The organism is Corynebacterium aquilae DSM 44791 (assembly GCF_001941445.1).
GTDB classification, from domain to species: Bacteria; Actinomycetota; Actinomycetes; order Mycobacteriales; family Mycobacteriaceae; genus Corynebacterium; species Corynebacterium aquilae.
On sequence record NZ_CP009245.1, the window covers coordinates 1,597,734 to 1,620,008 of the forward strand.

Genomic DNA, 22,275 nt, shown 5'->3' on the forward strand with positions numbered 1-22,275 from the left:
ATGTGCCTTTCGGTCTCGGTGGGCGGGGTTAGTTACGGGCGGCCGGCTGGCCGTCGCGGCAGGTGATGTGGCCACGCAGGATGGTGGTGGTCACCTTGGTGGAAAACTCCATACCTTCGTAGGGGGTGTTGCTTGCCTTGGATGCCATCTCTTCACCGTGGGCGGTCCAGGTGTCGTTTTGGCTGACCAGGGTCAGGTTGGCGGGTTCTCCGACGGCGATGGGGCGGCCGTGGCCGGGCAGCTTGGTGATTTGGGCGGGTCGTTCGCTCATCACCTTGGCGACGAAGCGCCAATCGGCCAGGCCGGTCCGGACGAAGATGTCGGCGATGATGGCCAGGGAGGTTTCCAGGCCGAGCATGCCGGGGCGGGCGTTTTCAAATTCGCAGCATTTGTCTTCGCTGCCGTGGGGCGCGTGGTCGGTTGCTACGCAGTCGATGGTGCCGTCGAGCAGGGCGTCGCGCAGTGCCAGGGTGTCGGATTCTTCGCGCAGTGGCGGGTTAACCCGGTTGACGCCGTCGTAGGTTTCCAGCCGCTTGTCGGTGAGCAGCAGGTGGTGGGGGGTGACTTCTGCGGTGAGGGTCATGCCTTGGCTTTTTGCCCAGCGCAGGAGTTCGACGGTGCCTTTGGTGGAGGCGTGGCAGATGTGGACGCGTCCGCCGTAGTCGCGGTGCAGTAGCGCATCCCGGGCGACGATTGCTTCCTCTGCTGCGCGGGGCCAGCCGCGTAGGCCGAGACGGGCGGCGACTTCGCCTTCGTGGGCGACGGCGCCTTCGGTGAGTTTGGGTTCTTCGCAGTGTTGTGCGAGGAGCACGTCGGCGGCGCGGGAGTATTCCACGGCGCGGCGCATCAGTTGGGGGTTGGCTACGCAGACGCCGTCGTCGGAGAACATGCGGACTTTGGCTTCGCTGCGGGCCATCATGCCGAACTCGGTGAGTTCTTTGCCTTGGAGGCCTTTGGTGATGGAGCCGACGGGGTGGACGTCGCAGAGGCCGATCTCTTGGCCTTTGAACCATACGCCTTCGGCGATGACGGGTTGGTCCATCACTGGGGTGGTGTTTGCCATGGTGAACACGGCGGTGAACCCGCCTTTGGCGGCTGCGGCGGAGCCGGTGGCGATGGTTTCGGTGTCTTCGCGTCCGGGTTCGCGCAGGTGGACGTGCATGTCGACGAGTCCGGGCAGCAGGATTTGCCCGTCTGCCTCGATGCGTTCGTCGGCGGGGGTGTCGGCGGGGGCGTTGAGGTCGGCGATGATTCCGTTTTCAATGAGAACGTTGGTGTTGTCGCCTTCGCCGTAGGGTTTGACGCCGATAAGCAGGACGCGGCCGGGGTTGGGTGCGGCGAGCGCGCCGGTGGCTGGGTAGCTGTCGTCGCTGGTTGCTGGTGCGTGTGTGTCAGTCACCTGTGCGCCTTTCGGGGTTTTGTGGGTGTGTGCCATCGTCGTTCGCCTTACTTTTCTTCCTGGCCCACCAGCAGGGTGAACAGGACGGCCATGCGGACGTGGACACCGTTGTTGACCTGTTGCAGGACGGCGGTTTGGGGGGCGTCGGCGACGGCGTAGTTGATTTCCATGCCGCGCAGCATTGGCCCGGGGTGCATGACGATGGCGGTGTCTTTGAGTTTGGCGAGCCGGTCTTTGGATAGCCCGTAGAGGGTGGCGTATTCGCGGTGGGAGGGGAAGAATCCGCCGAGCATGCGTTCCTGTTGGACGCGCAGCATCATGACTGCGTCGGCGTCGGCGATTTCTGCGTCCATGTCGTAGGCGTAGCGCACGGGCCAGTTGTCGACTCCGGCGGGCAGCAGGGTGGGCGGTGCGATGAGGACGACTTCTGCGCCGAGGGTGGACAGGAGGTCTACGTTGGAGCGCACCACGCGGGAGTGAAGGCAGTCACCAACGATGACGACTTTGCGGCCGTTGATACCGCCGAGTCGTTGGCGCATGGTCACTGCGTCCAGCAGGGCTTGGGTGGGGTGCTGGTGGGCACCATCACCGGCGTTGATGACGCTGGGCCCGTCTACCCATTCGGCGAGTTGTTGTGCTGCGCCGGAGGAGGGGTGGCGGATGATCAGCGCGTCGGCGCCGATGGATTGCAGTGTTAGGCCGGTGTCTTTGAGGGATTCTCCTTTTTTCACCGAGGATGAGGAGGCGGAGATGTTGATGACATCGGCGCTCATCCATTTGCCTGCGGTTTCGAAGGAGGACCGGGTGCGGGTGGAGTTTTCGTAGAAGACGGTGAAGATGGTTCGCCCGCGCAGGGTGGGAAGCTTCTTGACTTCGCGGTCTTGTAGGGCGAGGCGGAAGCGGTCTGCTTCGTCCATCAGGCCGACGATCTCGTCGGCGCTCAAATCGGCGATGCTGAGGAGGTGTTTCATGGTCTTAGACCTCGTCCCGGCGAGTCAGCGTCACCGCATCCTCGCCATCGATTTCGCGGAGGGACACGGTGACGTCCTCGGCGCGGGAGGTGGGTAGGTTTTTACCGACGTAGTCCGCACGGATCGGCAGTTGTCGGTGGCCGCGGTCGACGAGGACGGCGAGTTGGATTTCTTCGGGGCGTCCGACGTCGCGCAGCGCGTCGAGTGCGGCGCGGATGGTGCGGCCCGAATACAAAACATCGTCGACGAGAATCACGGTCGTGCCATCGATTCCCTCGACGGGGATGTTGGTGGGCTGCAGCGCCCGGTGGGGGGTGCGACGAAGGTCGTCGCGGTAGAGGGTGATGTCCAGGGCCCCGCAGAAGACGTCGGTGCCGGAGAATTGGGCGATGTTGGCGGCGAGGCGCTCCGCTAGCGGAACACCCCCCGACGGGATCCCTAGCAGAACCACGCGACGAGCCTCTGGGGCGTCCAGCGCGGTTTTTTCAATGATTTGGTGCGCGATGCGTGCGACAGTGCGGTTGACATCGTCAGCGGAGATAATTTCCGTGACATTCGCTGCAGTTTCGCTCATCGTGACCTCCTTCCCCGCCTCACAGTGCGGTCCGTTAAAGGATGTCGAAAATAAAATTTTGGATGAAAACTGGCGCGGTCCGATGGTTCGCCGTGGCTGCCCGCAGCCGGGGCGTTTTAGCCGGCGATTTTTCACCCAACTTTGCCGAAAATTTTCCTCTCCCACCCTAGCATGATGCCCACGGCGTGTCAGTGTCGTCCTCCCCACCTTTCACCCCCTTGATTTCGCACCGGCTTTCCATCCCCGACAGTCGATACAATGGCCGCCATGAGTCTTACGACAAGTCACTTCCTGCCCTACCCTCGACGCGACGTGTGGGATTGGCACACGCGCCCCGGCGCCGTGGTGCGTCTCAGTCCGCCGTTTGTGCCCATGCAGGCGATTAAGCAGGCGGATAATCTCGCCGATGGTTTGACCCGTTTTTCTTTGCCCGCCGGGCTGAAATGGGATGCCCGCCACGACTTGTCGGGTTTTCACGAAGGGCGCCAATTTAGCGATGTGTGTGTTTCCGCCCCGTTGAAGGCGTTGGCGAATTGGCGCCACGTGCACTTTTTCGACGATGAGGGGGAGGGCACCCGCATCACCGACCAGGTGACCACCCGACTGCCGGGTCGGGCGATGCACTCGATGTTCGCTTATCGCCAGCACCAGCTGCTCGGCGACCTGCAAGCCATTGAGCGCAGCCACCACTATGCCGGGCAGCAGTTCCGCGCCGCGGACGGCAGCCTTGCCCCAGTGACTTTCGCGGTGACCGGTAGTGGCGGCACCATTGGCACCGCCCTGTGCGCCCAATTGACCACGGCGGGGCATCGCGTAATCCGCCTGACTCGCAGCGTGGGCAGCGGCAGCAGCGATGATGTGCGCCTGTGGGATCCCAACCACCCCGCACCAAACCTGCTTGACGGGGTTGATGTGCTCATCCACCTGGCGGGCGAGCCCCTTTTGGGCCGGTTCAACGACGACCACAAAGAGGCTATCTATTCCTCCCGGGTGGAGCCCACCCGCAAGCTAGCGCAACTGGTCGCCGACAGCAGCACCTGCAACACCATGGTGGTGGCCTCGGCCATTGGTTTTTACGGCCACGACCGCGGCGATGAGGTCTTAAGCGAGGATTCCGCCACCGGCGAAGGTTTCCTGGCGCACGTGTGCCGCGACTGGGAGGCAGCCTGCCAGCCCGCCCGGGACGCCGGAAAGCGGGTCGTTAACGTTCGTACCGGTATCGTGCTGTCGGGTCGCGGCGGGGTGCTCCCGGTGCTTCGGGTGCTGTTTTCCGCGGGCCTGGGCGGCAAATTCGGCGACGGCACCGCCTGGTTTTCCTGGATCGCCATCGATGACCTCACCGATATTTATCTCCGCGCATCCCTCGACCCAGCAGTCTCCGGACCGATCAACGCAACCGGCCCGAACCCCGTGCAGAACAAGGACATGGTGCAGGCGCTGGCCAAGGAGCTCAAGCGCCCCGCGGTGATTCCGATTCCGTCCCTGGGACCTAAACTCATTCTCGGCGAGCAAGGCGCCCAAGAGCTCGCCTTGGCCAACCAGCGGGTGGTGCCGGAGGCACTGCTCGGACTCGACCACACTTTCCGCTACACCACCATTGAAGCTGCTCTCGCGCACGAACTTGGTGGCGAAGAACTTTTTGAGGAACCGAAGTGACACAATCCCCCACCCCGGTGACCCCGGAACGCATCGGCGAAATCCTCGACGGTGAAGGCATCGCCTACGACATCATGGGCGACACCGTCATCGTCACCTACCCCCAGTTCGGCATCTACTTCGGCTGCTTCGAGCAAGCGCTGGGAGCTGCCGGCACCTGGACCGGCGCGGTCGGCCCCGAGCTGGTCACCGTCGCATTGGGCGCGAGCAACGAATGGAATCTGACCCAACTGACGCCGATGTTGGGCTTTAGCATCGTCGGCCCCGATGCGGAGGCTACCCCCACCGATGATCACGCCCCCGCCGCGGAGGACATCATCAATTTCTCTTTCCGGCGCACCGCGCTGACCGGTGAGGGCATGAGCCGCAACCAGCTGGGTGCGTGGATCATGACCACCATCGAAACCACCGTGGCCTGCGTCGGCTGGCTGGAAACCCAGTTTCCGGACACCACCACCACGATTCTCGGCGGGGAATACTTGCCGCTTTCAGCCATGCAGGAGGACAAATAACCCATGACTGCTGCCAGTGAAGTCACCATGGACCGCGTCATCGCTGCGATGCGCGCCTTCGATGTAGAACTCGGCGAACCTCAGTCCACCGCCGTGCCCGGCGCCGTGGTCACCGGCATCAACCTCAACGGTTTCGACGTGCATTTCATCCTGATGGGCGGCTATCTCATCGTGCGCGCCGACAAGCCCACCGGTGAGAAAACCGACGACGCGAATCCCGCATTGTTCCTGTCCTGCCAAAACGTCAACCAGGGTTCTCCCCTGCCGAAATCCGTGGTGATTGACCGCACCCCCGAATTGATTGTGCGCAGTGAAGTAGAGATCCTCATCGGCGCCGGCATGACCGATGAGCAGCTGGGCCTAAACCTTGGCGCCGCCGTGGATGGGGTGCTGGAAGCCCAGCAAAAAGTGGCCGAGGTTCGTGCCACCTTCGCCACCGCCGAAAGCTAGACCACCCATCTAGCGCCGAAAAGACCTGCCCCGGTATCACCATGGCAGGTCTTTTTGTGCCTTTTCCGGCAACACACGCCAAGCACCAGACACGCCCCAGATGGCGCTGTCAGGCCCCTAGTGGGCTGTGGGCAGCTGATATCGCGACGCGTGCATAAGCGTTAGGAGTTGCGCACCCTGTGAAGTTCTTCTTCCACGTCGAAGTGCGCGGGTGGCCAGTCAAGATCCATGTCCCTCAGGGCACCCAACAGCAGGTATTTAACGACCATGCGGGCATAAGGCTTATTGTCGCTGGGCACCACGTACCAGGGCGCATAGTCGGTGGTGGTGCGCCGCAAGGCGATCTCGTAGGCCTGCTGGTATTGCTCCCACAGGGCACGCTCGTCGACGTCGCCGGGGTTGTACTTCCAGTATTTGGTGGGGTCTTCGAGCCGCTCAAGCAGGTTTTGCTTTTGGAACTGCTGGGAGATGTGCAGCATGACCTTGATGATCTTGACTCCGCGTTGCGTCAGCTGCGCTTCGAAGTCGTTGATCGCCCCGTAACGGCGTTCGATTTCTTCCGGCGGGGACAGTTTCCGCACCCGGTGGATGAGAACATCTTCGTAGTGGGAGCGGTCGAACACGCCGATCATGCCGGGGCCTGGGACTTTCGGGGCGATCCGCCACAAAAAGTCGTGGGCTTTTTCTTCCTCGGTGGGTTTTCCAAACGCTGCGTGCACCACCCCTTGGGGGTCGAAGGCCCGAAACACGTGCCGAACCTGCCCGCCTTTGCCGGAGGTGTCCATACCCTGCAGGACAAGAAGCACCGCACCCGTGTTGGGCATGTCAGCGCGCGCGTTGGCGTACAGCTTGCGCTGCAGCTCGTCGAGCTCCTCATCGATTTCGGTGAACTCGTGGGTCAGTTTCTTTTTCGACCCGTCGAAATGAGGTGTCGAGGCGGGATCAATATCCGCCAGCACCACCTGCGGCCCCACGGCCAGCGCACGAGCATCGTCTACGGAAAAATTAGCCATGCCACCCATCGTAGCTGCCCGACTATCAGCAGCAGCGCGGAAAACACACACGCCACCGAGCCGCCCCCGTTGAAGGGGGCTGGTTCGGTGGCGTGCAGCAAAAGCACAAGCCTTTGGGCGCTACTTGGTGTCGTCCTCGTGCGGCGCTTCAGCCGGCGCGGCGGACTCAAGAGTGTCGGGCTGGTCGTAATCCGTTTCGAACTCGATGCCCGCAAATTCGGGATCTTCCGCTTCACCCTCGGCGAAATCCGAGGCATCGCCAAGTTCCAGGGTGGCGAAAGGATCAATCGCACCACTACGAACGTCTTCGGCATAGCCGGCGATAGCGTCAAGCACCCCGTTGATGTACGGCGGCGCCGCATCGGTGGAATACGTCGCAGCCAACTCAATACCCTCGACTACGGCCGCCCGGACGGGAACCTCAGAGTTGCGCAGCAACTCCCAGGTCGACACGCGCAAAATAGCGCGATCCACCGCCGGCAAGCGATCCAACTGCCAGTCCTGGGCCAAATGCTTGGAGATGGTGTCGTCGATGCCATCCAAATCCACCGCCACACCTTCAACGATGGCGGCGGTGTACTCCCCCACGGGAGGAACCACCGGGTCGGGGCGCTTAGCCAACTCCACCCGATCGCGCACCACCGCAACCGGGTCGACGTCGCGGGCCTCCGCCTCAAACAGGATGTCGACGGCACGGCTGCGCGCCTTAAAGCGGGAGCCGTGTCGACGGAATCGTGCGTTATCAGCCATTAGTTGTTAACGCGGGAGAGGTACTCACCGGTGCGGGTATCGACCTTGAGGACGTTACCGGTCTCGATGAACAACGGAACCTGAATCTCAGCGCCGGTCTCCAAGGTGGCGGGCTTGGTGCCACCAGTGGAGCGGTCGCCCTGCAGGCCCGGATCAGTGTGAGCAACCTTGAGCTCCACAGAAATCGGCAGCTCAGCAAACAGCGGCTCACCCTCGTGGAAGGACACCTGCACGGTGGTTTCCTCCAACAGGAAACGGCCAGCATCGCCCACCAGGTGGGGAGCCAACTCGATCTGCTCGAAAGTCTTGGCATCCATCATGACGTAGGAGGTGCCATCGTTGTACAGGTAGGTCATGTCACGACGGTCGACGGTGGCGGTCTCCACCTTCACGCCCGCGTTGAAGGTCTTGTCGGTGACCTTGCCGGACACCACGTCCTTGAGCTTGGTACGCACGAAAGCGGGGCCCTTGCCCGGCTTCACGTGCTGGAACTCAGTGATCTGCTGCAGCTTGCCATCGATCTTGAGGACAAGACCGTTCTTGAAATCAGCGGTAGTTGCCACTAGTGATACTCCCTAAAGAAAAGCGATGTGGGGTGAAAACTCTACAAGACTACCAAGTCTTTACTCGTGGTCGTAATAACCTCCGGCGCACCCTGGGTAATGATGAGGGTGTCCTCGATGCGGACACCGCCCTTACCAGGCACATAAATACCCGGCTCGATGGTCAAGGTCATGCCGGGCTGCAGCACCCCCTGGCCACTGACAGACGCCGACGGGGCCTCGTGCACATCCAAACCAATGCCATGTCCAGTCGAGTGCACAAAGAACTCCCCATAGCCAGCCTCAGTGATGATGTCGCGGCACGCCTTATCCACATCCACCAAGGCAGTACCCGGGGTAGCCGCCTCAACCCCCGCGAGCTGCGCCCGCAACACGATGTCGTAAATCTCCTGAGTGAACTCAGTGGTGTGCCCCATGATCACGGTGCGTGTCATATCAGAGTTGAATCCCAAACGGTGCGCACCAAAGTCAATCGTCACCAAATCCCCCGCCTCAATGACCCGGTCAGAGGCATCATGGTGTGGCTTAGCCGAGTTCGGGCCCGAGGCAACAATGGTGTCAAAAGACACACGCTCCGAGCCGGCCATCCGCATCCGGTACTCCAAATCCGCCGCCACCTGACGCTCCGTACGGCCCACCGCAAGCTCGCCCGCCGCCAACAAATCCTCAAAGGCCTTCGACGCCAGCGCCGCAACCTCCTTCAAACGAGTCTGCTCCAGCGGCTCCTTAATCAAACGAATCTTCTCAATCACCCCCGACACCGGCACCAAAGTCACGTCCTCACCACATGCGGCCTGCAAACGCTCAAACTCGCTGACCGAGACAAAATCCGCCTCAAAGCCAACACGGCGCACCCCGGACACCTTCTCCAGCAACGCCGTGGCGCACTGGCGGGCATTGACGGCCTCCAAATCAGGGACCTCCTCAGCCACCTGGGTGAGATACCGCCCGTCCGTAGAAATCTGGGCCGACAGATCCTTATTCACGATCAGCGCACCATTCGAGCCGGAAAAACCACTCAAATAGCGCACATGCTGCAAATGGGTCACCAGCATGCTATCGATGCGCTGCGCAGCAAGCGCCGCAGCCAAAGTACGACGACGGGTAGAAAAACGAGTATCAGCAAGCATGACGATCCTTTACACAAACACCAAACAGCACCAAAAGCGCCGAACAACGGTGAATAACGGTGAACAACGATAAAAACAACTCAGAGGGCACCCACCCAGGCACAACCGCACCCAGGCAGGCACCCACCCGCAACACACCGCCAACGGGCGCGCACGGGCAAAGTCTTCCCCACCAACTCTAACCGCACCCGCCACACGGCGACACCACCCCCACAAAACAGGCCGAAACCTACCCCAAGCGACTAGCGCTGCGGCAGCACCCGCTCATCAACAAAACGCAACGCCAGGTCATAGCCCGCAGTACCCAAACCGGCAATAACCCCCAGCGCAATCGGCGAAAGATACGAGTGACCACGGAACGCCTCACGGGCATGCACATTGGAGATATGCACCTCCACAAAACCCGCCCCATCGGCGATCTCCGCTAGCGCATCCCGCAACACCACAGACGTGTGAGTCAACCCTCCAGGGTTGATAATGATGGCCGCGCCATGGTCGGCGCACTCATGCACCTTATCGATAATCTCACCCTCATGGTTGGACTGAAAAAAGCCCACCCGACGGCCCAGCTGCGCAGCCAAAGCAGACAACCGCTCCTGCACATCCGCCAGGGTCTCACTGCCATACACCTCAGGCTGCCGCTTACCCAAACGATCCAAATTCGGGCCATTAATCACCATGACCTCAACAAAATCCTGGCCATTCACTGCACAAACCTCCTCAACAAACCAACTACACGCACAACACTAGGCACTGATGCGCGCATACGCCTTTTCCAAGCTCTCCCGCGACGGCCCCTCCAACCGAGTCGGCTGACCAGCAGCCGTCAACGCCACAAAACGAATCATCCCATCACGGTTCTTCTTATCGCGCGTCATACCCGTCAACAACTGCTCAAACACACCAGCCCGATACTTGGTCGGCAACCCAATGCTGGCCAAAATCCGCTCATGACGAACAACCAGATCCTCATCAATCAAACCCTCAATCTGGGCCAAGTTCGCAATAAACATCATCCCTACCGCCACAGCATTGCCGTGCCGCCACTCAAAATGCTCATTGAGCTCCACCGCATGGCCGAACGTGTGGCCATAGTTCAAAATCTCCCGCAGCCCCGATTCCTTCAAATCAGACGCCACCACCCGCGCCTTGACCGACACCGAGCGCTCAATCAACTCCGGCAGAAAACCATCAACCCGCAAACACGCCTCCGGATCCGCCTCATAACGATCCAGAATCACCGTGTCAGAAATAAAACCAGTCTTGATGATCTCAGCAGAACCCGCCACCAGCTCACTACGCGGCAGCGTCGCAATCCTATCTAGGTCAATAAACACAGCAGCGGGCTCGTGGAAAGCACCCACCAGATTTTTGCCCGCAGCGGTATTAATCCCCGTCTTACCCCCCACCGCGGCATCAACCATGGCCAACAACGTCGTAGGAACCTGCACCACCTTAATTCCCCGCATCCACCCAGCTGCCACAAAGCCCGCCAAATCAGTAGCAGCACCACCACCAAAACCAATCACGCAATCGCGGCGAGTAAAACCCTCCCCGCCCATCACATCCCACAGGTGCCCGCAGGTCGCCAAAGACTTACCCTCCTCGGCATCCGGAATAGGCATAGGCACCACACGCAGCCCCCGCGACTGCAACGCCGACACCAAACCCGCGGGATCCAACGACGGCTGAAACACCACCCCAACGGTATGACAACCATCAAGACCAGCCACGAAATCAGCAATCCGCCCATCAAGACCGGAATCAATATGAACCTCATAGGGGGCCTGGGAAGCAACAGTCACACTAGCCATGACATGGTTCTCTTTTCTGCAACAGAAGGAAAAAAATTTTACAAATGGAAAAAGAACGCGGACCCGACAAGACATTCACCACGAAAGTCGAGTCAGATCCGCGCCCAACCATCACAACAACTCAGTGATGATGGAATCAACAATATCGGCAGGTGCACGCCCATCCGTGACCACCCGGGCCGTCGCCACCTCCGTGTACAACGGCTCGCGGGTAACAAACAGCTGACGATAACGCTGCGCCGGATCCTCAGCATTGAGCACCGGGCGCGTATTTTCCGCCATCGTGCGGCGCACCCCCTCCTCCACCGACACATCAATCCACGCCACCGTGTGACGCTTCAACAACTGTCGTGTCGAGGCCGTAACAACCGCGCCCCCGCCCAACGACACCACACCATGGCGCGTCAACGCCTCCGCCACGACGCGCGCCTCCAACTCCCTAAAAGCAGGCTCGCCAAGCTCGGTAAACACATCACCACACGCTTTACCGGACTCCTGCTCAATCATGAGATCAGAATCCACAAAAGGCTGCCCCAAACGCTGCGCCAACAACCGACCAATAGTCGACTTACCGGCGCCCGGAAGCCCCACCAACACCACCGTGGGGCCCTCAGGCTGCGCCGTCATCATTGACCAAACTCCAAACGACGATTGACCTCAGCAACATAGCCCGCAATGTTGCGCTTAGTCTCCTCCAAGCTATCCCCACCAAACTTGGCCAACACGTTACGAGCCAGCACCAACGCGACCATGGCCTCAGCCACAACACCGGCCGCCGGCACCGCACACACATCAGAGCGCTGGTGAATCGCAGAAGCCGCCTCACCAGAAGCCATATCAACCGTCTTCAACGCACGCGGCACCGTCGAAATCGGCTTCATAGCAGCACGCACCACCAAAGGCTGACCATTAGTCATGCCGCCCTCAACACCGCCAGCACGATTCGACAAACGGGTCACAGCACCATCATCAGTGCGCACCATCTCATCATGAGCCTCACTACCGCGGCGACGAGCCTCCTCAAAACCATCGCCCACCTCGACGCCCTTGATTGCCTGAATACCCATCAACGCCGCAGCCAACTGCGCATCCAAACGATCCTCGCCCGAAATATGAGAACCAAGACCAATCGGCAAACCATGCACTACGACCTCAACCACGCCCCCCAACGTGTCGCCGGCCTTCTTCGCAGCCTCAATCTCCGCAATCATCGATGCTTCAGCGTCCTTATGGAAAGCACGCACCGGAGACTCATCAATCGCCTCCAGATCAGCGAAAGTCGGCAACTGACCACGCACTTCCTCACTACGGCCAATCGAGACCACATGGCTCAACACCTCGACCCCAAGGGTCTCCCGCAAGAAATTCCGCGCCACCGTGGCCGCAGCCACACGAGCAGCCGTCTCACGCGCCGACGCCCGCTCCAACACCGGACGAGCCTCGTCGAAACCGTACTTCAACATGCCAGCAAAATCCGCGTGACCCGGGCGCGGGCGCGTCAACTTCGCGCCCCGACCCGAAGCGAACGCCGCCTGCACCTCAGGATCGTTCTCATCCACCGCATCAGCAGCCATCAGGGTGGTCCACTTCGGCCACTCCGTGTTCCCAATCATGATGGCCAGCGGAGAACCCAAAGTACGACCATGACGCACACCGGTGAGCATGGTCACCTCGTCCGCCTCAAACTTCATGCGGGCGCCACGGCCATAGCCCAAACGACGCCGCGCAAGCTGATAAGAAATATCCTCGGTAGCAATCGGCACACCAGCAGGAAGGTGCTCTACAAGCGCGACCAGAGCCTGGCCGTGGCTTTCTCCAGAAGTAGTCCATCGAAACATATCGGCTATTCTGCCATGCCCACCCACGCACCAGTTCGCCCACCCCCTCAACAGCTTTGCCCCAGCAACTTCTCCCCCACACGCAATCGGCCACCACCCATTGTTTTCAGCCAAATATGACCCCACACACCGCAGCCGCCAACATGTGCGGACCATGCGCAACGCGCCTGCGACGACACCACACCGCCTCAGCCACCGTCGTCACCTGAGCCAACAAAACCACCCACACAACTACCCCCACCCCCTGCTGCGCCACCAACACCCCCAACCCACACGCAAGCTTGATATCACCCCCACCAACCCCCTTGTAAAAAGCCCACACCAACAGATACAACCCCGGCCACACTAAACCCATCACCAGCTGACCTAAAGACCCGCCCACCAAACCCATCCCCCACAAAGCCACCACCCCGGGATAGACCACCACGTTCGGCAGCCGCAAATACCTTCGGTCCCACCACCACAACACCCCGGCCCACACCGCGAACGCCAGCCAACCAACGAATTCCACGGCCAATGCCACCTGCTGCGTGATTCCAGAAAAAGAATCCATACTTCCTGCCCTACGACGCGCTCCACAGTCCTTAAGACCGTGAAACTAACCGCACAGCTGCCCAGCACGCACAAGGAGAACCCAGCCTTCCACAGGCGTCGTTGTCTCCATAAAAAGACGTTGCGAGTTTTCCCCAGCAAGACACCGCAAGGTTTGCACCATCAACAAAGCCCACCGCACACACAACGTGTGCGGTGGGCGGAAATTAAGGCGCGACTAGAACCGGTCCATCAAAGCAGCCCACATGGATTCCTCCGGGGCCGCCAAACCAGTGAACTGTTCAAACTGAGAAAACGCCTGATGCGCGAGCATCACGTGACCACCAGCCACCGGGTGGCCCTTAGCGCGCACAGCCTTTGCCAGCGGCGTCGGCCAAGGATTGTAAATCACGTCAAACAAGGGCGCATTGGAACACGCTTCAACCACATCGGTCGTTCCGTCGACCGGAACGGTATTGATGACAACGCTGGCGCGCTCAACGACCGGCTCCAGATCGGCGTGCGGGGGCAACCACTCAAACTCAGCGCCGGTGCGAGTCACCAAAGGCGACAACTCATCACTACGGTCGGTGCGATTAATCACCGTCACCTTGCTGCACCCCAACTCCGCCATCGTCCACAGCACCGTACGGGCAGTACCGCCACCACCGATAAGAACTGCTTCAGAACCCTCCGCTGCGACAGTGGGCGCATCCACACGCAGCCGTTCCAAAGCGGCGCGAATGCCGTCAACGTCGGTGTTGTCGGCCCGCCAACCAGTAGGGGTCCGTACCAAAGTATTGCCGGAGCCAATGTCCTCACAACGCGGACTAATTTCCTCAGCGATATCCAGCATGGCGAATTTACCCGGCATCGTCACCGACAGTCCGACATAAGTGTCGTCCAAGCTCGCCACCAGATCAGCCAGACCCGCCGCATCACACTCGAAACTGCCGTACTCCCAATCGTCCATGCCCAAAGCGGCATAACCCGCGTTGTGCAGCACAGGTGACAGGGAATGCCCAATAGGTTTTCCAACAATCGCAGCACGGTGCGTGATAGCCAAGATTAAAACTCCTTTAGTACTCCGCAAACAGCAGACCCACGCCAGCAAATGCAGCGTCAAACCCGCCACATGCGGGCGAACACATCTGCATCGCTAACGCACAGCACCGCGTACGGCTGCAATAGCAGCACACGAGCCGAAACCCTCGGCGACAACGGCCAGGCTGCGAGAAAAACCGCCTGCGCCGTGGCGCCACCAGTTAGCGTCGCGAAAAGTAGGGATGGTGACAATAGGGCAATTCAGTGATCCGCACAAAGGATACGGTCGTCGAAAAACCACTAGAACCAAGATACCCCGTCGCACCCGGGATACAGATTTTTCCTTCAGTTGGGGGATGCTTGCGCCCGGCTTCGGGGGGATTATTCGCCAAAATCCTGGGCAAACAAACACCCCGTATCCAAGGCACTGTGGTTAGTGCCCTCAATACGGGGTGAAAATGCGTGCTGGTCACGCAATAAATGACCAGCTTCAGTGTTTAACGCTGCGAATCGAGCACACCATTTTCAATGGACTCCTGTGTCGCGCGCTGGTGTTCATCAAAGGTCCGGTTGAACACCGTCGTACCGTCCTTATCGATGGTCACAAAGAACAACCAATCGCCGTCTGCAGGATTCTCCATCGCCTCAATGGCTTCCAAAGAGGGAGAGGCGATAGGGGTTTCCGGGAGACCATCCTTCGCGTAGGTGTTCCACGGAGTAACCCGGGCGCGATCCTCGTCGGTCGTGGCGACTTCCTGATTCGGAAGGTCATAGTTGACGGTCGAGTCGAACTCTAGGCGCATCGGCTCCTGCAGGCGGTTCAAGATCACCCGGGCGACCTTCGGGAAGTCACCGGCAGGCGATTCGCGCTCCACCAAAGAAGCAGCAATCAACAGCTCGTAGGGGGTCAAACCGACGGCCTGAGCGCGCCCCACAATGTTGGTCTCGTTTTCTTTCTCCGCGCTGGCGGTGATCAGGCTGCGTAGGACTTCAGCCGCGTTCTGTTCCGGATTGACGACGTACTCACCCGGCATGATCAGACCCTCGATACGACGCGGGTCGTTACCGCGAGCACGCACCGCATCAACGGCCCATTCGGGAACCCCGAGTTCGACCGGGTCTACCCCACCAGCAGCTTGCTTCAGCGCGGCAACAGTCAGGCAATTGGATGCGCCTTCAGCACAGGTGACCTGGCTGATCTGGGAGAAAATACCCGGACGGGTTTTACCACCAACGACAACCACGTCGTTGAGCGTGGCGCCGCCGGGGATGTCGAGGGTTTGCACCTTATTGGCGGGATTCAGCAGTGCCTCAACAGCGGACTCAGCAGACATCTCCCCCTGCAGACGGTAGATACCAGGCTGCACCTTGGCGGCGTTCGGGTTTGCCCCGGCAGCCTTCTGGAAAGCGCCGTTGGATTTCACGATGTCGCGCTCAACAAGCTCGGGTCCGAGTTCACTCACCGAGGAGCCGGGCTTAATCTCGACAAGTTCAACCTGGCCGTTTCCGGTGGTGGTGTAGTCGGCTGGAGTTTTCATGTTGTTGCGTTCGATGGCGATGTACACCACGGATCCGATGATCAGCAGCAACGTGACAATCAGAACCGCGAGGCCCCTTTGACGACGTTTCACGTACGTCGACTCCATGCGACGTGAGGGGGCGGGGCGATGAGTACTCAACGGCCTAGTGTCTCGCTTTCATGGTGGGATGCAGCCTCAGGGGTGTCCTGAGGCTGGTCTGCCTGTTCAGCGTTATCGGCAGCAGCTAGAGCGCGGTGACGTCCGTCGAGCCAGCTTTGCAGGATTTCGACGGCCGCGGCCTGATCGATGACGGCGCGAGAATTTCTCGCACTGACACCGCTGGCGCGTAGCGCTTGTGTGGCAACTACTGTAGTCAGCCTTTCGTCCGCCAGCCTGACCGGCACGGCTTTTTCAGCACGTTTTAATCTTCTTTTCACCCGCCGGGCGATTTCGGAAGCTTGTTTCGCCGACTGCGAGCCGTTTCCTTTCAAGTCCCGGGGTAGCCCGACAACGACCTCAACCGCGCCATAGTCAGAGATGATTTCCATGATGCGGTCGATATCTTCGCCATCCGCCCCGCGCATTTTGGTTTTGCGGGCGACGGTTTCGACGGGCATCGCCATGGTGGCTTCCCGGTTTGATCGGGCGACCCCGATGCGCACACTGCCCACATCTAAACCGATTCGGCAGCCAGGACCTGGATCATCGACGCCTGGGGTGTCGGGAAAAATTGCTGGCATGGTGACCTTTCGAGGGATGGAAGGTTGTCGGACTCTTGTAAGGACTGTGGCCCCACCCACGCACGGTGGGTGGGGCCACTCCCCAATGGGGCGTTATCTAGCCTGTGGGCCAGATTTTAGCGCTGCGCCAATTCCTCAGCTACAGCCGCGAAAGCTGCGTCCAAGCCGGCAGCATTAGCACCAGAGCCTTGCGCCATATCGGGCTTGCCGCCACCGCGGCCATCAATGTAGGTACCCATCAGCTTGACTAGGTCGCCGGACTTAACGCCAGCATCGACTGCGGATGCGGTGGCAGCGACGATGAACGGTACCTTGTTGCCGGCGGGGGCAGCCAGCACAATGACGGCGGCCTTATCGGCCATCCGGTTTTTCAGATCGGTCGCAACAGTACGCAGGTCGCCTGCTTGGGTGCCTTCCGGCAAGGTGGTAGCCAGCAGGCTGAACTTTCCGGCGTCGCGGGCTTGCTCCACCAGTTGCCCAGTCTTGGCGGCCAGCTGCTGGCGGTTGAGGTTCGCGATTTCCTTTTCGGCCGCCTTGAGCTTTTCGGTCAGCTGCGCGATGCGGTCCGGAAGCTCCTCGGTGGGGGTCTTCAGCGAGGACGCAAGACCAGCGGCCAGGGCGCGTTCCTTGGCGAGGTAGTTAAAGGAATCCAGGCCGGAGAACGCCTCAATTCGGCGCACGCCCGATGCCACGGAGGACTCGCCCAGCACGGCCACGGGGCCGATCTGGGAGGAGTGCGCCACGTGGGAGCCACCGCACAGTTCCATGCTGAATGGGCCACCGATTTCAACGACGCGAACGATGTCGCCGTAGTTTTCGCCGAACAGCGCCATCGCGCCCATCGCCTTTGCCTCTTCGAGGCTGGTTTCGATGGTGTTGACCTGGTAGTCGGCGTCAACGGCCTGGTTGGTGATGGCCTGGATCTGTTCCATCTGCTCCGGGGTGAGCGCCTCGGCGTAGTTGAAGTCGAAGCGCAGGTATCCGGGCTTGTTCATGGAACCTGCCTGCACGGCGGTGGGGCCAAGCACCTCACGCAGGGCGGCGTGGATGAGGTGGGTTCCGGAGTGGGCCTGGCGGGCGGCGTGGCGCCACGCGGGGTCGACTTCAGCGGTGACGGCGTTTCCGATTTCGATGTGGCCGTTTTCGACCACACCTTTGTGGATCCACAGCTTCTTGCCGATTTTCTGGACATCGTTGATGCGGATGAGGCCGTCGCCAGTGCGGATGACACCGCGGTCGCCGAGCTGTCCGCCGGCTTCCGCATACAGTGCGGTTTCGTCAAGGATGACCTCAACGGGGGTGCCTTCGGTTGCTTCGTTGAGTTTGGTGCCGTTGGAAACCAGTCCGAGAACCTTGGCTTCGTTGCTCAGGGTGTCAAAGCCGACGAAGCGGGTGGGGTTGTTGTCAACCCACTCGCGGTACAGGCTGAGGTCGGTGTGTCCGTGCTTCTTCGCGCGGGAGTCGGCCTTAGCGCGGGCGACCTGTTCGGCCATGAGGGATTCGAATCCTTCACGGTCGACGTTGAGTCCTGCTTCGGCGGCCATTTCCAGGGTGAGGTCGATCGGGAAGCCGTAGGTGTCGTGCAGGGTGAAGGCTTTGTCGCCACCGACAACACCTTTACCCTCGTTTTTGGCTTCTGCGGCGACCTGTTCGAATAGTTTGGTGCCGGACTCCAGGGTGCGCAGGAAGGCTTTTTCTTCGTTCACGGCGACCTGGAGGATGCGCTCACGGCTACCCGCGATTTCCGGGTAGGACGGGGTCATGGTGTCCATGATGGTGGTGATGAACTGTTCCATGGTCGCTCCGGTGGCGCCCAGCAGGCGTGCGGAGCGGATGATGCGGCGCAGCAGGCGGCGCAGGATGTAGCCACGGCCCTCGTTGCCGGGTACGACACCGTCAAGGATGAGCATCATGGCGGTGCGGGAGTGGTCGGCGATGACGCGGAAGCGAATGTCGTCTTCGTGCTTGGCGCCGTAGGTGGAGCCGGTGAGTTTTTCGGCTTCGTCGATCACTGGGCGCAGCAGGTCGGTTTCGTAGACGTTGTCGACGTTTTGCAGGATGCAGGCGACTCGTTCGACGCCGAGGCCGGTGTCGATGTTTTTCTTCGGCAGGGGGCCGAGGATTTCGAAGTTGTCTTTGCCGATACCAGCGCCGCGTTCGTTTTGCATGAAGACCAGGTTCCAGATCTCCATGTAGCGGTTGTCGTCGGCGATGGGGCCGCCTTCTTTGCCGTATTCCGGACCGCGGTCGTAGTAGATTTCGGAGCAGGGGCCACAGGGGCCGGGGATGCCCATGGACCAGTAGTTATCGGCCATGCCGAGTCGTTGGATGCGGTCGGCGGGCAGGCCGATTTTCTTTTCCCAGATTTCGGCAGCTTCGTCATCGTCGAGATAGACGGTGACCCATAGGCGATCCGGATCCAGACCGAAACCGCCTTCTTCGAGGCTGCCGGTCAGCAATCCCCACGCGTGGGTGATGGCGCCTTCTTTGAAGTATTGCCCGAAGGAGAAGTTGCCTGCCATCTGGAAGAAGGTGTTGTGGCGGGTGGTGATGCCGACTTCTTCGATGTCGAGGGTACGGACGCACTTTTGGATGCTGGTGGCGGTGCCGTTGGGAAACGGCGGGGTTTGTTGGCCGAGGAAGTACGGCTTGAACGGCACCATTCCCGCATTGACGAACAGTAGGTTCGGGTCGTCGAGGATAAGGGAAGCACTGGGCACCTCTTGGTGGCCAGCATTCACGAAGTGCGCGATGAAACGCTCTCGAATTTCGTGTGTTTGCACGACGAAGTCAACCTCACTTGGTTTTGTGATCTGTGTTTATCAATTCGGGACAACAGTTTCCTGTGTGCCACCGCAGTCGGTTGTGGCCGGGGATGCAGGTGGCGGTATTCCTCCGCGCCACTTTAGTCGACGGCGGGGATTTTAGTCTCTTTGGCACCGTATTTTTTGGGTTGGGGTTGTTTGGCGGTGGTGGGTTGGGGCTTAATTTTTTGCGCGGATGAGGCGGCGCAGTCTGCCGAGCCAGTCTCCGCGGCCTTTTTCTTGGCCGTGTTCGCTGGGTTGGTAGTAGACGGCATCGTCTAGCCCTTCGGGGATGTAGCGTTGGGCGAGTACTCCGCGCGGGTCGTCGTGGGGGTAGCGGTAGCCGACTGCGTGGCCGAGTTTTTCGGCTCCTGAGTAGTGCCCGTCGCGCAAGTGTGGGGGCACGGGTGGGGTGTGTCCGTGGCGGACGTCTGCCATTGCGGCATCGATGGCTGCGATGACGGCGTTGGATTTTGGTGCGAGTGCGATGTGGATGGTTGCTTGCGCTAGCGCTAGGCGTGCTTCTGGTAGCCCGATGAGGGCTACTGCTTCAGCGGCGGCCACCGCGGTCTGTAGCGCGGTGGGGTCGGCCATTCCGACGTCTTCGGATGCGTGGATGACGAGGCGACGGGCGATGAAGCGGGGATCTTCGCCGGCTTCGAGCATGCGGGCCAGGTAGTGCAGGGCGGCATCGACGTCGGAACCGCGCATTGATTTGATAAACGCGCTGGTGACGTCGTAGTGCTGGTCGCCGTCGCGATCGTAGCGGACGGTGGCTTTATCGATGCGGGTGGTGATGTCCTCGCAGGTGATTTCGGTTCCGGGGGCGAGTCCCTCTGCAATGGCATCGAGGTAGGTGAGTGCGCGGCGGGCATCGCCGCCAGCTAGTCGGATGAGAAGGTCTTGGGCTTGTGTGCCCATGGTGATGGCGCCGTTGAGCCCGCGTTCTTCGGTGAGGGCGCGGGTGATTACGGTGCGGATGTCTTCGTCGCCAAGGGAGCGCAGGGTGATGATGAGGCTGCGGGAGAGCAGGGGGGCGACGACGGAAAACGAGGGGTTTTCAGTAGTGGCGGCGACGAGGAGGACGTCTCGGTTTTCTACTGCGGCCAGCAGTGCGTCTTGTTGGGTTTTGGAAAACCGGTGCACCTCGTCGATGAATAGGACGGTGGATTCGTTGCGGTGTCTGGCGGTGCGGGCTTGTGCGATGACTTCACGTACTTCTTTCACACCGCTTGATAGGGCCGATAGGGCCACGAAATGGTCGCCGGTGGCTGAGGAGATCAGGGAGGCGAGGGTGGTTTTTCCGGTGCCGGGTGGCCCGTAGAGGATGACTGAGGCGGCACCGTTGCCTTCGACGAGGCGGCGCAGTGGTGTGCCAGGCCCGAGGATGTGTTCTTGGCCTACGACTTCGTCGAGGGTGCGGGGACGCATGCGGGTAGCCAGTGGCGCGTGTGATCCCGGGTGGAAGTAGTCTTGCGCCAGTGCCGTGGTGTCTTCTGTGGCTGGGTGGCGGCCGGGCAGATCGAATAGTCCGTCGCTGTTGATAGCTGCACTCCGTTCGGGCGTGGTGTTGCGTCTGCTTCCAGTATGGTCGCTTGAATGCTGCAACCCCAATGGAACACTGATTTGAGTGTTGCATTGGGGTTGTGGCCAGTCACATTCGTTTGTGTTTTAGGGCTCGACGACGGCGAGGGCTTCCAGTCGTTCGCAGACGGTGTGGGCGAATTGTTCGATGTCGGCGAATCGTTCGTCCCCACCGCGGGCTGCCATTCTTTGCATCGCTTGGAAGGTTTCAAGCAGGTCGCGGCGCGCTACTCCCCCATTGCGCAGTACGGATCCTAGGGAGCCGCCGGCGAGGATGTCGTAGTCGTCGTCGTGGATGTCGCAGCGGAAAGCTTCGTGTTCAGCCGAGGGGGTGTGGTCGGCTTCGACGTGGTCGGCGGCGAGTTGGGTGGCGAGCTGATTCATCGAGCCGTAGTAGATATAGGTCAGGCTCGACAGTGCCCATCCGATCATGGCGGTCAGGATGCGGGCACGCAGGCGTTCGCCGTTGCTGACGTTGGGCCAAATCCCATCGACTTCGTGCACCCAGGCAGCCACGAAAGCGTCTGCTTCTTCGTCGCTGATGGGGTGGGCGAGCGGGAACTGGGGAAAACCGGCGATGACGCAGGCAACATCGAATGTGGCGTCGCGGAATCCTGCCCACTCGTAGTCCAGGAAGCTCACGCCGTTGGCGTAGAGGACGTTGTCGGGTGAAAGGTCGAAGGGGCTAAAGGCGCGATGTTGGCCCCTTAAGAGTCGCCGCTTGGCGTCTGCTGCGAAGTCCGACACCGTGGCGGGCAGTTCAACTCCGGACTTGTGGAGTAGTTCGATGCCGGTGTCAATGGCGACCAGTAGTGCTTCGTCCCTGGACGCGTGGACTTCGGAGGTTTCCGGGTGCTTGGTCAGCATCCGCTTGAGCAGCACATCGAAACCTTCTTCACGTTCCGCGGTGCCGGCGTGCATGCGCCCGATGGCGTGCCCGAGGGTGCGCAGAATCTGCAGCCGGGCGGGGGCGTCCGCGTAGGACAGCAGATCCTCGAGGGTGTCTCCTTCCCCAGCGTCCGAGATGACCAGCAGCCGGTGTTCAATGTCGTAGCCAAGCAGTACCGGGCCGGGGCGGACGTCTTCCGGCAAGGAGTTGGTGAATTGGTAGGCGACGACTTCCCGAATGAAGTAGGCATCTTCGTATTCGTCGACGCTGGCTGGGGAGTATTTCAGCACGACGGAACGTTGCTGGAGGAAAGGCTGGGCCGCGACGCGGGCGCGGATGACTTTCGAGGATCCGGAACCTTGGAGTTCAACGGGGTCGCTGAGGACCTGCTCACCCCCGAAGCGCTCGGAGAGCATCCGCTCTCCGAGGCTGATGATGTCTTGGGTTGAAAGCACTTGGGTACTCCTGGTGTGGGGTCGTGTGCGGCGGTGTG

General features: G+C 60.7%; 21 protein-coding genes. 3 read left to right on the forward strand and 18 right to left on the reverse strand.

What is annotated here, in order from left to right:
• Positions 1–28: 28 nt before the first annotated feature.
• Genes CAQU_RS06715 through pyrR form a run of 3 tightly spaced genes read right to left on the reverse strand, consistent with a single transcriptional unit; the run spans position 29 to position 2,944 of the window.
• Positions 29–1,435 (reverse strand): dihydroorotase, encoded by a 1,407-nt coding sequence (locus tag CAQU_RS06715; protein ID WP_084562866.1) that lies wholly within the window; start codon positions 1,433–1,435, stop codon positions 29–31.
• An 11-nt stretch (positions 1,436–1,446) separates the two neighbouring features.
• Complete coding sequence (locus CAQU_RS06720; RefSeq protein ID WP_075726332.1) at positions 1,447–2,370, reverse strand: aspartate carbamoyltransferase catalytic subunit; 924 nt, start codon at positions 2,368–2,370, stop codon at positions 1,447–1,449.
• A 4-nt stretch (positions 2,371–2,374) separates the two neighbouring features.
• Positions 2,375–2,944, reverse strand: coding sequence for a bifunctional pyr operon transcriptional regulator/uracil phosphoribosyltransferase PyrR (gene pyrR / locus CAQU_RS06725; RefSeq protein ID WP_075726334.1), 570 nt, complete (start codon positions 2,942–2,944; stop codon positions 2,375–2,377).
• 267 nt (positions 2,945–3,211) lie between these two features.
• Here pyrR and CAQU_RS06730 point away from each other — a divergent pair, with 267 nt between their 5' ends.
• From CAQU_RS06730 to CAQU_RS06740, 3 genes are read left to right on the forward strand one after another with little or no spacing between them, the layout of a single operon-like run.
• A complete protein-coding gene (locus CAQU_RS06730; protein WP_075726336.1) occupies positions 3,212–4,600 on the forward strand; it encodes a TIGR01777 family oxidoreductase in 1,389 nt (462 codons plus the stop codon).
• Positions 4,597–5,112 carry a type III secretion system chaperone family protein gene (locus CAQU_RS06735; RefSeq protein ID WP_075726338.1) on the forward strand — a complete coding sequence of 172 codons (516 nt, stop codon included), beginning with the start codon at positions 4,597–4,599 and terminating at the stop codon, positions 5,110–5,112. Before CAQU_RS06730 ends, CAQU_RS06735 begins: the two co-directional genes overlap by 4 nt.
• 3 nt (positions 5,113–5,115) lie before the next feature.
• Positions 5,116–5,562, forward strand: a complete 447-nt coding sequence (locus tag CAQU_RS06740; protein WP_075726340.1) for a hypothetical protein — start codon at positions 5,116–5,118, stop codon at positions 5,560–5,562.
• Between the two features lie 161 nt (positions 5,563–5,723).
• Here CAQU_RS06740 and CAQU_RS06745 read toward each other — a convergent pair whose 3' ends face one another.
• The 15 genes from CAQU_RS06745 to CAQU_RS06815 all read right to left on the reverse strand — a co-directional run bounded on the left by CAQU_RS06745 (position 5,724) and on the right by CAQU_RS06815 (position 22,237).
• Positions 5,724–6,575, reverse strand: coding sequence for a PPK2 family polyphosphate kinase (locus CAQU_RS06745; RefSeq protein WP_075728497.1), 852 nt, complete (start codon positions 6,573–6,575; stop codon positions 5,724–5,726).
• A gap of 120 nt (positions 6,576–6,695) precedes the next feature.
• The gene (gene nusB, locus CAQU_RS06750) at positions 6,696–7,325 is read right to left on the reverse strand and encodes a transcription antitermination factor NusB (RefSeq protein ID WP_075726342.1); all 630 of its coding nucleotides are present in this window, start codon (positions 7,323–7,325) and stop codon (positions 6,696–6,698) included.
• Complete coding sequence (gene efp / locus CAQU_RS06755) at positions 7,325–7,888, reverse strand: elongation factor P (RefSeq protein ID WP_075726344.1); 564 nt, start codon at positions 7,886–7,888, stop codon at positions 7,325–7,327. Before efp ends, nusB begins: the two co-directional genes overlap by 1 nt.
• Positions 7,889–7,929: 41 nt before the next feature.
• A complete protein-coding gene (locus tag CAQU_RS06760) occupies positions 7,930–9,018 on the reverse strand; it encodes an aminopeptidase P family protein (protein ID WP_157108937.1) in 1,089 nt (362 codons plus the stop codon).
• A gap of 242 nt (positions 9,019–9,260) precedes the next feature.
• A complete protein-coding gene (gene aroQ / locus CAQU_RS06765) occupies positions 9,261–9,698 on the reverse strand; it encodes a type II 3-dehydroquinate dehydratase (RefSeq protein WP_075728499.1) in 438 nt (145 codons plus the stop codon).
• 66 nt (positions 9,699–9,764) lie between these two features.
• On the reverse strand, positions 9,765–10,832 hold the full coding sequence (aroB, locus tag CAQU_RS06770) for a 3-dehydroquinate synthase (protein WP_075726348.1): 1,068 nt from the start codon (positions 10,830–10,832) through the stop codon (positions 9,765–9,767).
• A 111-nt stretch (positions 10,833–10,943) separates the two neighbouring features.
• On the reverse strand, positions 10,944–11,459 hold the full coding sequence (locus CAQU_RS06775; RefSeq protein ID WP_157109046.1) for a shikimate kinase: 516 nt from the start codon (positions 11,457–11,459) through the stop codon (positions 10,944–10,946).
• Positions 11,459–12,670: a chorismate synthase gene (gene aroC, locus CAQU_RS06780; RefSeq protein WP_075726352.1), complete on the reverse strand. Its 1,212-nt coding sequence runs from the start codon at positions 12,668–12,670 to the stop codon at positions 11,459–11,461. The genes CAQU_RS06775 and aroC overlap by 1 nt, the downstream gene beginning before the upstream one ends.
• A 106-nt stretch (positions 12,671–12,776) precedes the next feature.
• On the reverse strand, positions 12,777–13,223 hold the full coding sequence (locus tag CAQU_RS06785) for a prepilin peptidase (protein WP_084562868.1): 447 nt from the start codon (positions 13,221–13,223) through the stop codon (positions 12,777–12,779).
• Between the two features lie 216 nt (positions 13,224–13,439).
• Positions 13,440–14,267 (reverse strand): shikimate dehydrogenase, encoded by an 828-nt coding sequence (locus CAQU_RS06790; RefSeq protein WP_075726354.1) that lies wholly within the window; start codon positions 14,265–14,267, stop codon positions 13,440–13,442.
• A gap of 475 nt (positions 14,268–14,742) precedes the next feature.
• Positions 14,743–15,891 (reverse strand): endolytic transglycosylase MltG, encoded by a 1,149-nt coding sequence (gene mltG / locus CAQU_RS06795; RefSeq protein ID WP_075726356.1) that lies wholly within the window; start codon positions 15,889–15,891, stop codon positions 14,743–14,745.
• A gap of 29 nt (positions 15,892–15,920) precedes the next feature.
• Positions 15,921–16,505, reverse strand: coding sequence for a Holliday junction resolvase RuvX (ruvX, locus tag CAQU_RS06800; protein ID WP_084562870.1), 585 nt, complete (start codon positions 16,503–16,505; stop codon positions 15,921–15,923).
• A 116-nt stretch (positions 16,506–16,621) separates the two neighbouring features.
• A complete protein-coding gene (gene alaS / locus CAQU_RS06805; protein ID WP_075726358.1) occupies positions 16,622–19,288 on the reverse strand; it encodes an alanine--tRNA ligase in 2,667 nt (888 codons plus the stop codon).
• A 201-nt stretch (positions 19,289–19,489) separates the two neighbouring features.
• Positions 19,490–20,854, reverse strand: a complete 1,365-nt coding sequence (locus CAQU_RS06810) for a replication-associated recombination protein A (protein ID WP_075728503.1) — start codon at positions 20,852–20,854, stop codon at positions 19,490–19,492.
• A 126-nt stretch (positions 20,855–20,980) separates the two neighbouring features.
• The gene (locus tag CAQU_RS06815; protein ID WP_075726360.1) at positions 20,981–22,237 is read right to left on the reverse strand and encodes an aminoglycoside phosphotransferase family protein; all 1,257 of its coding nucleotides are present in this window, start codon (positions 22,235–22,237) and stop codon (positions 20,981–20,983) included.
• Between the last annotated feature and the right edge of the window lie 38 nt (positions 22,238–22,275).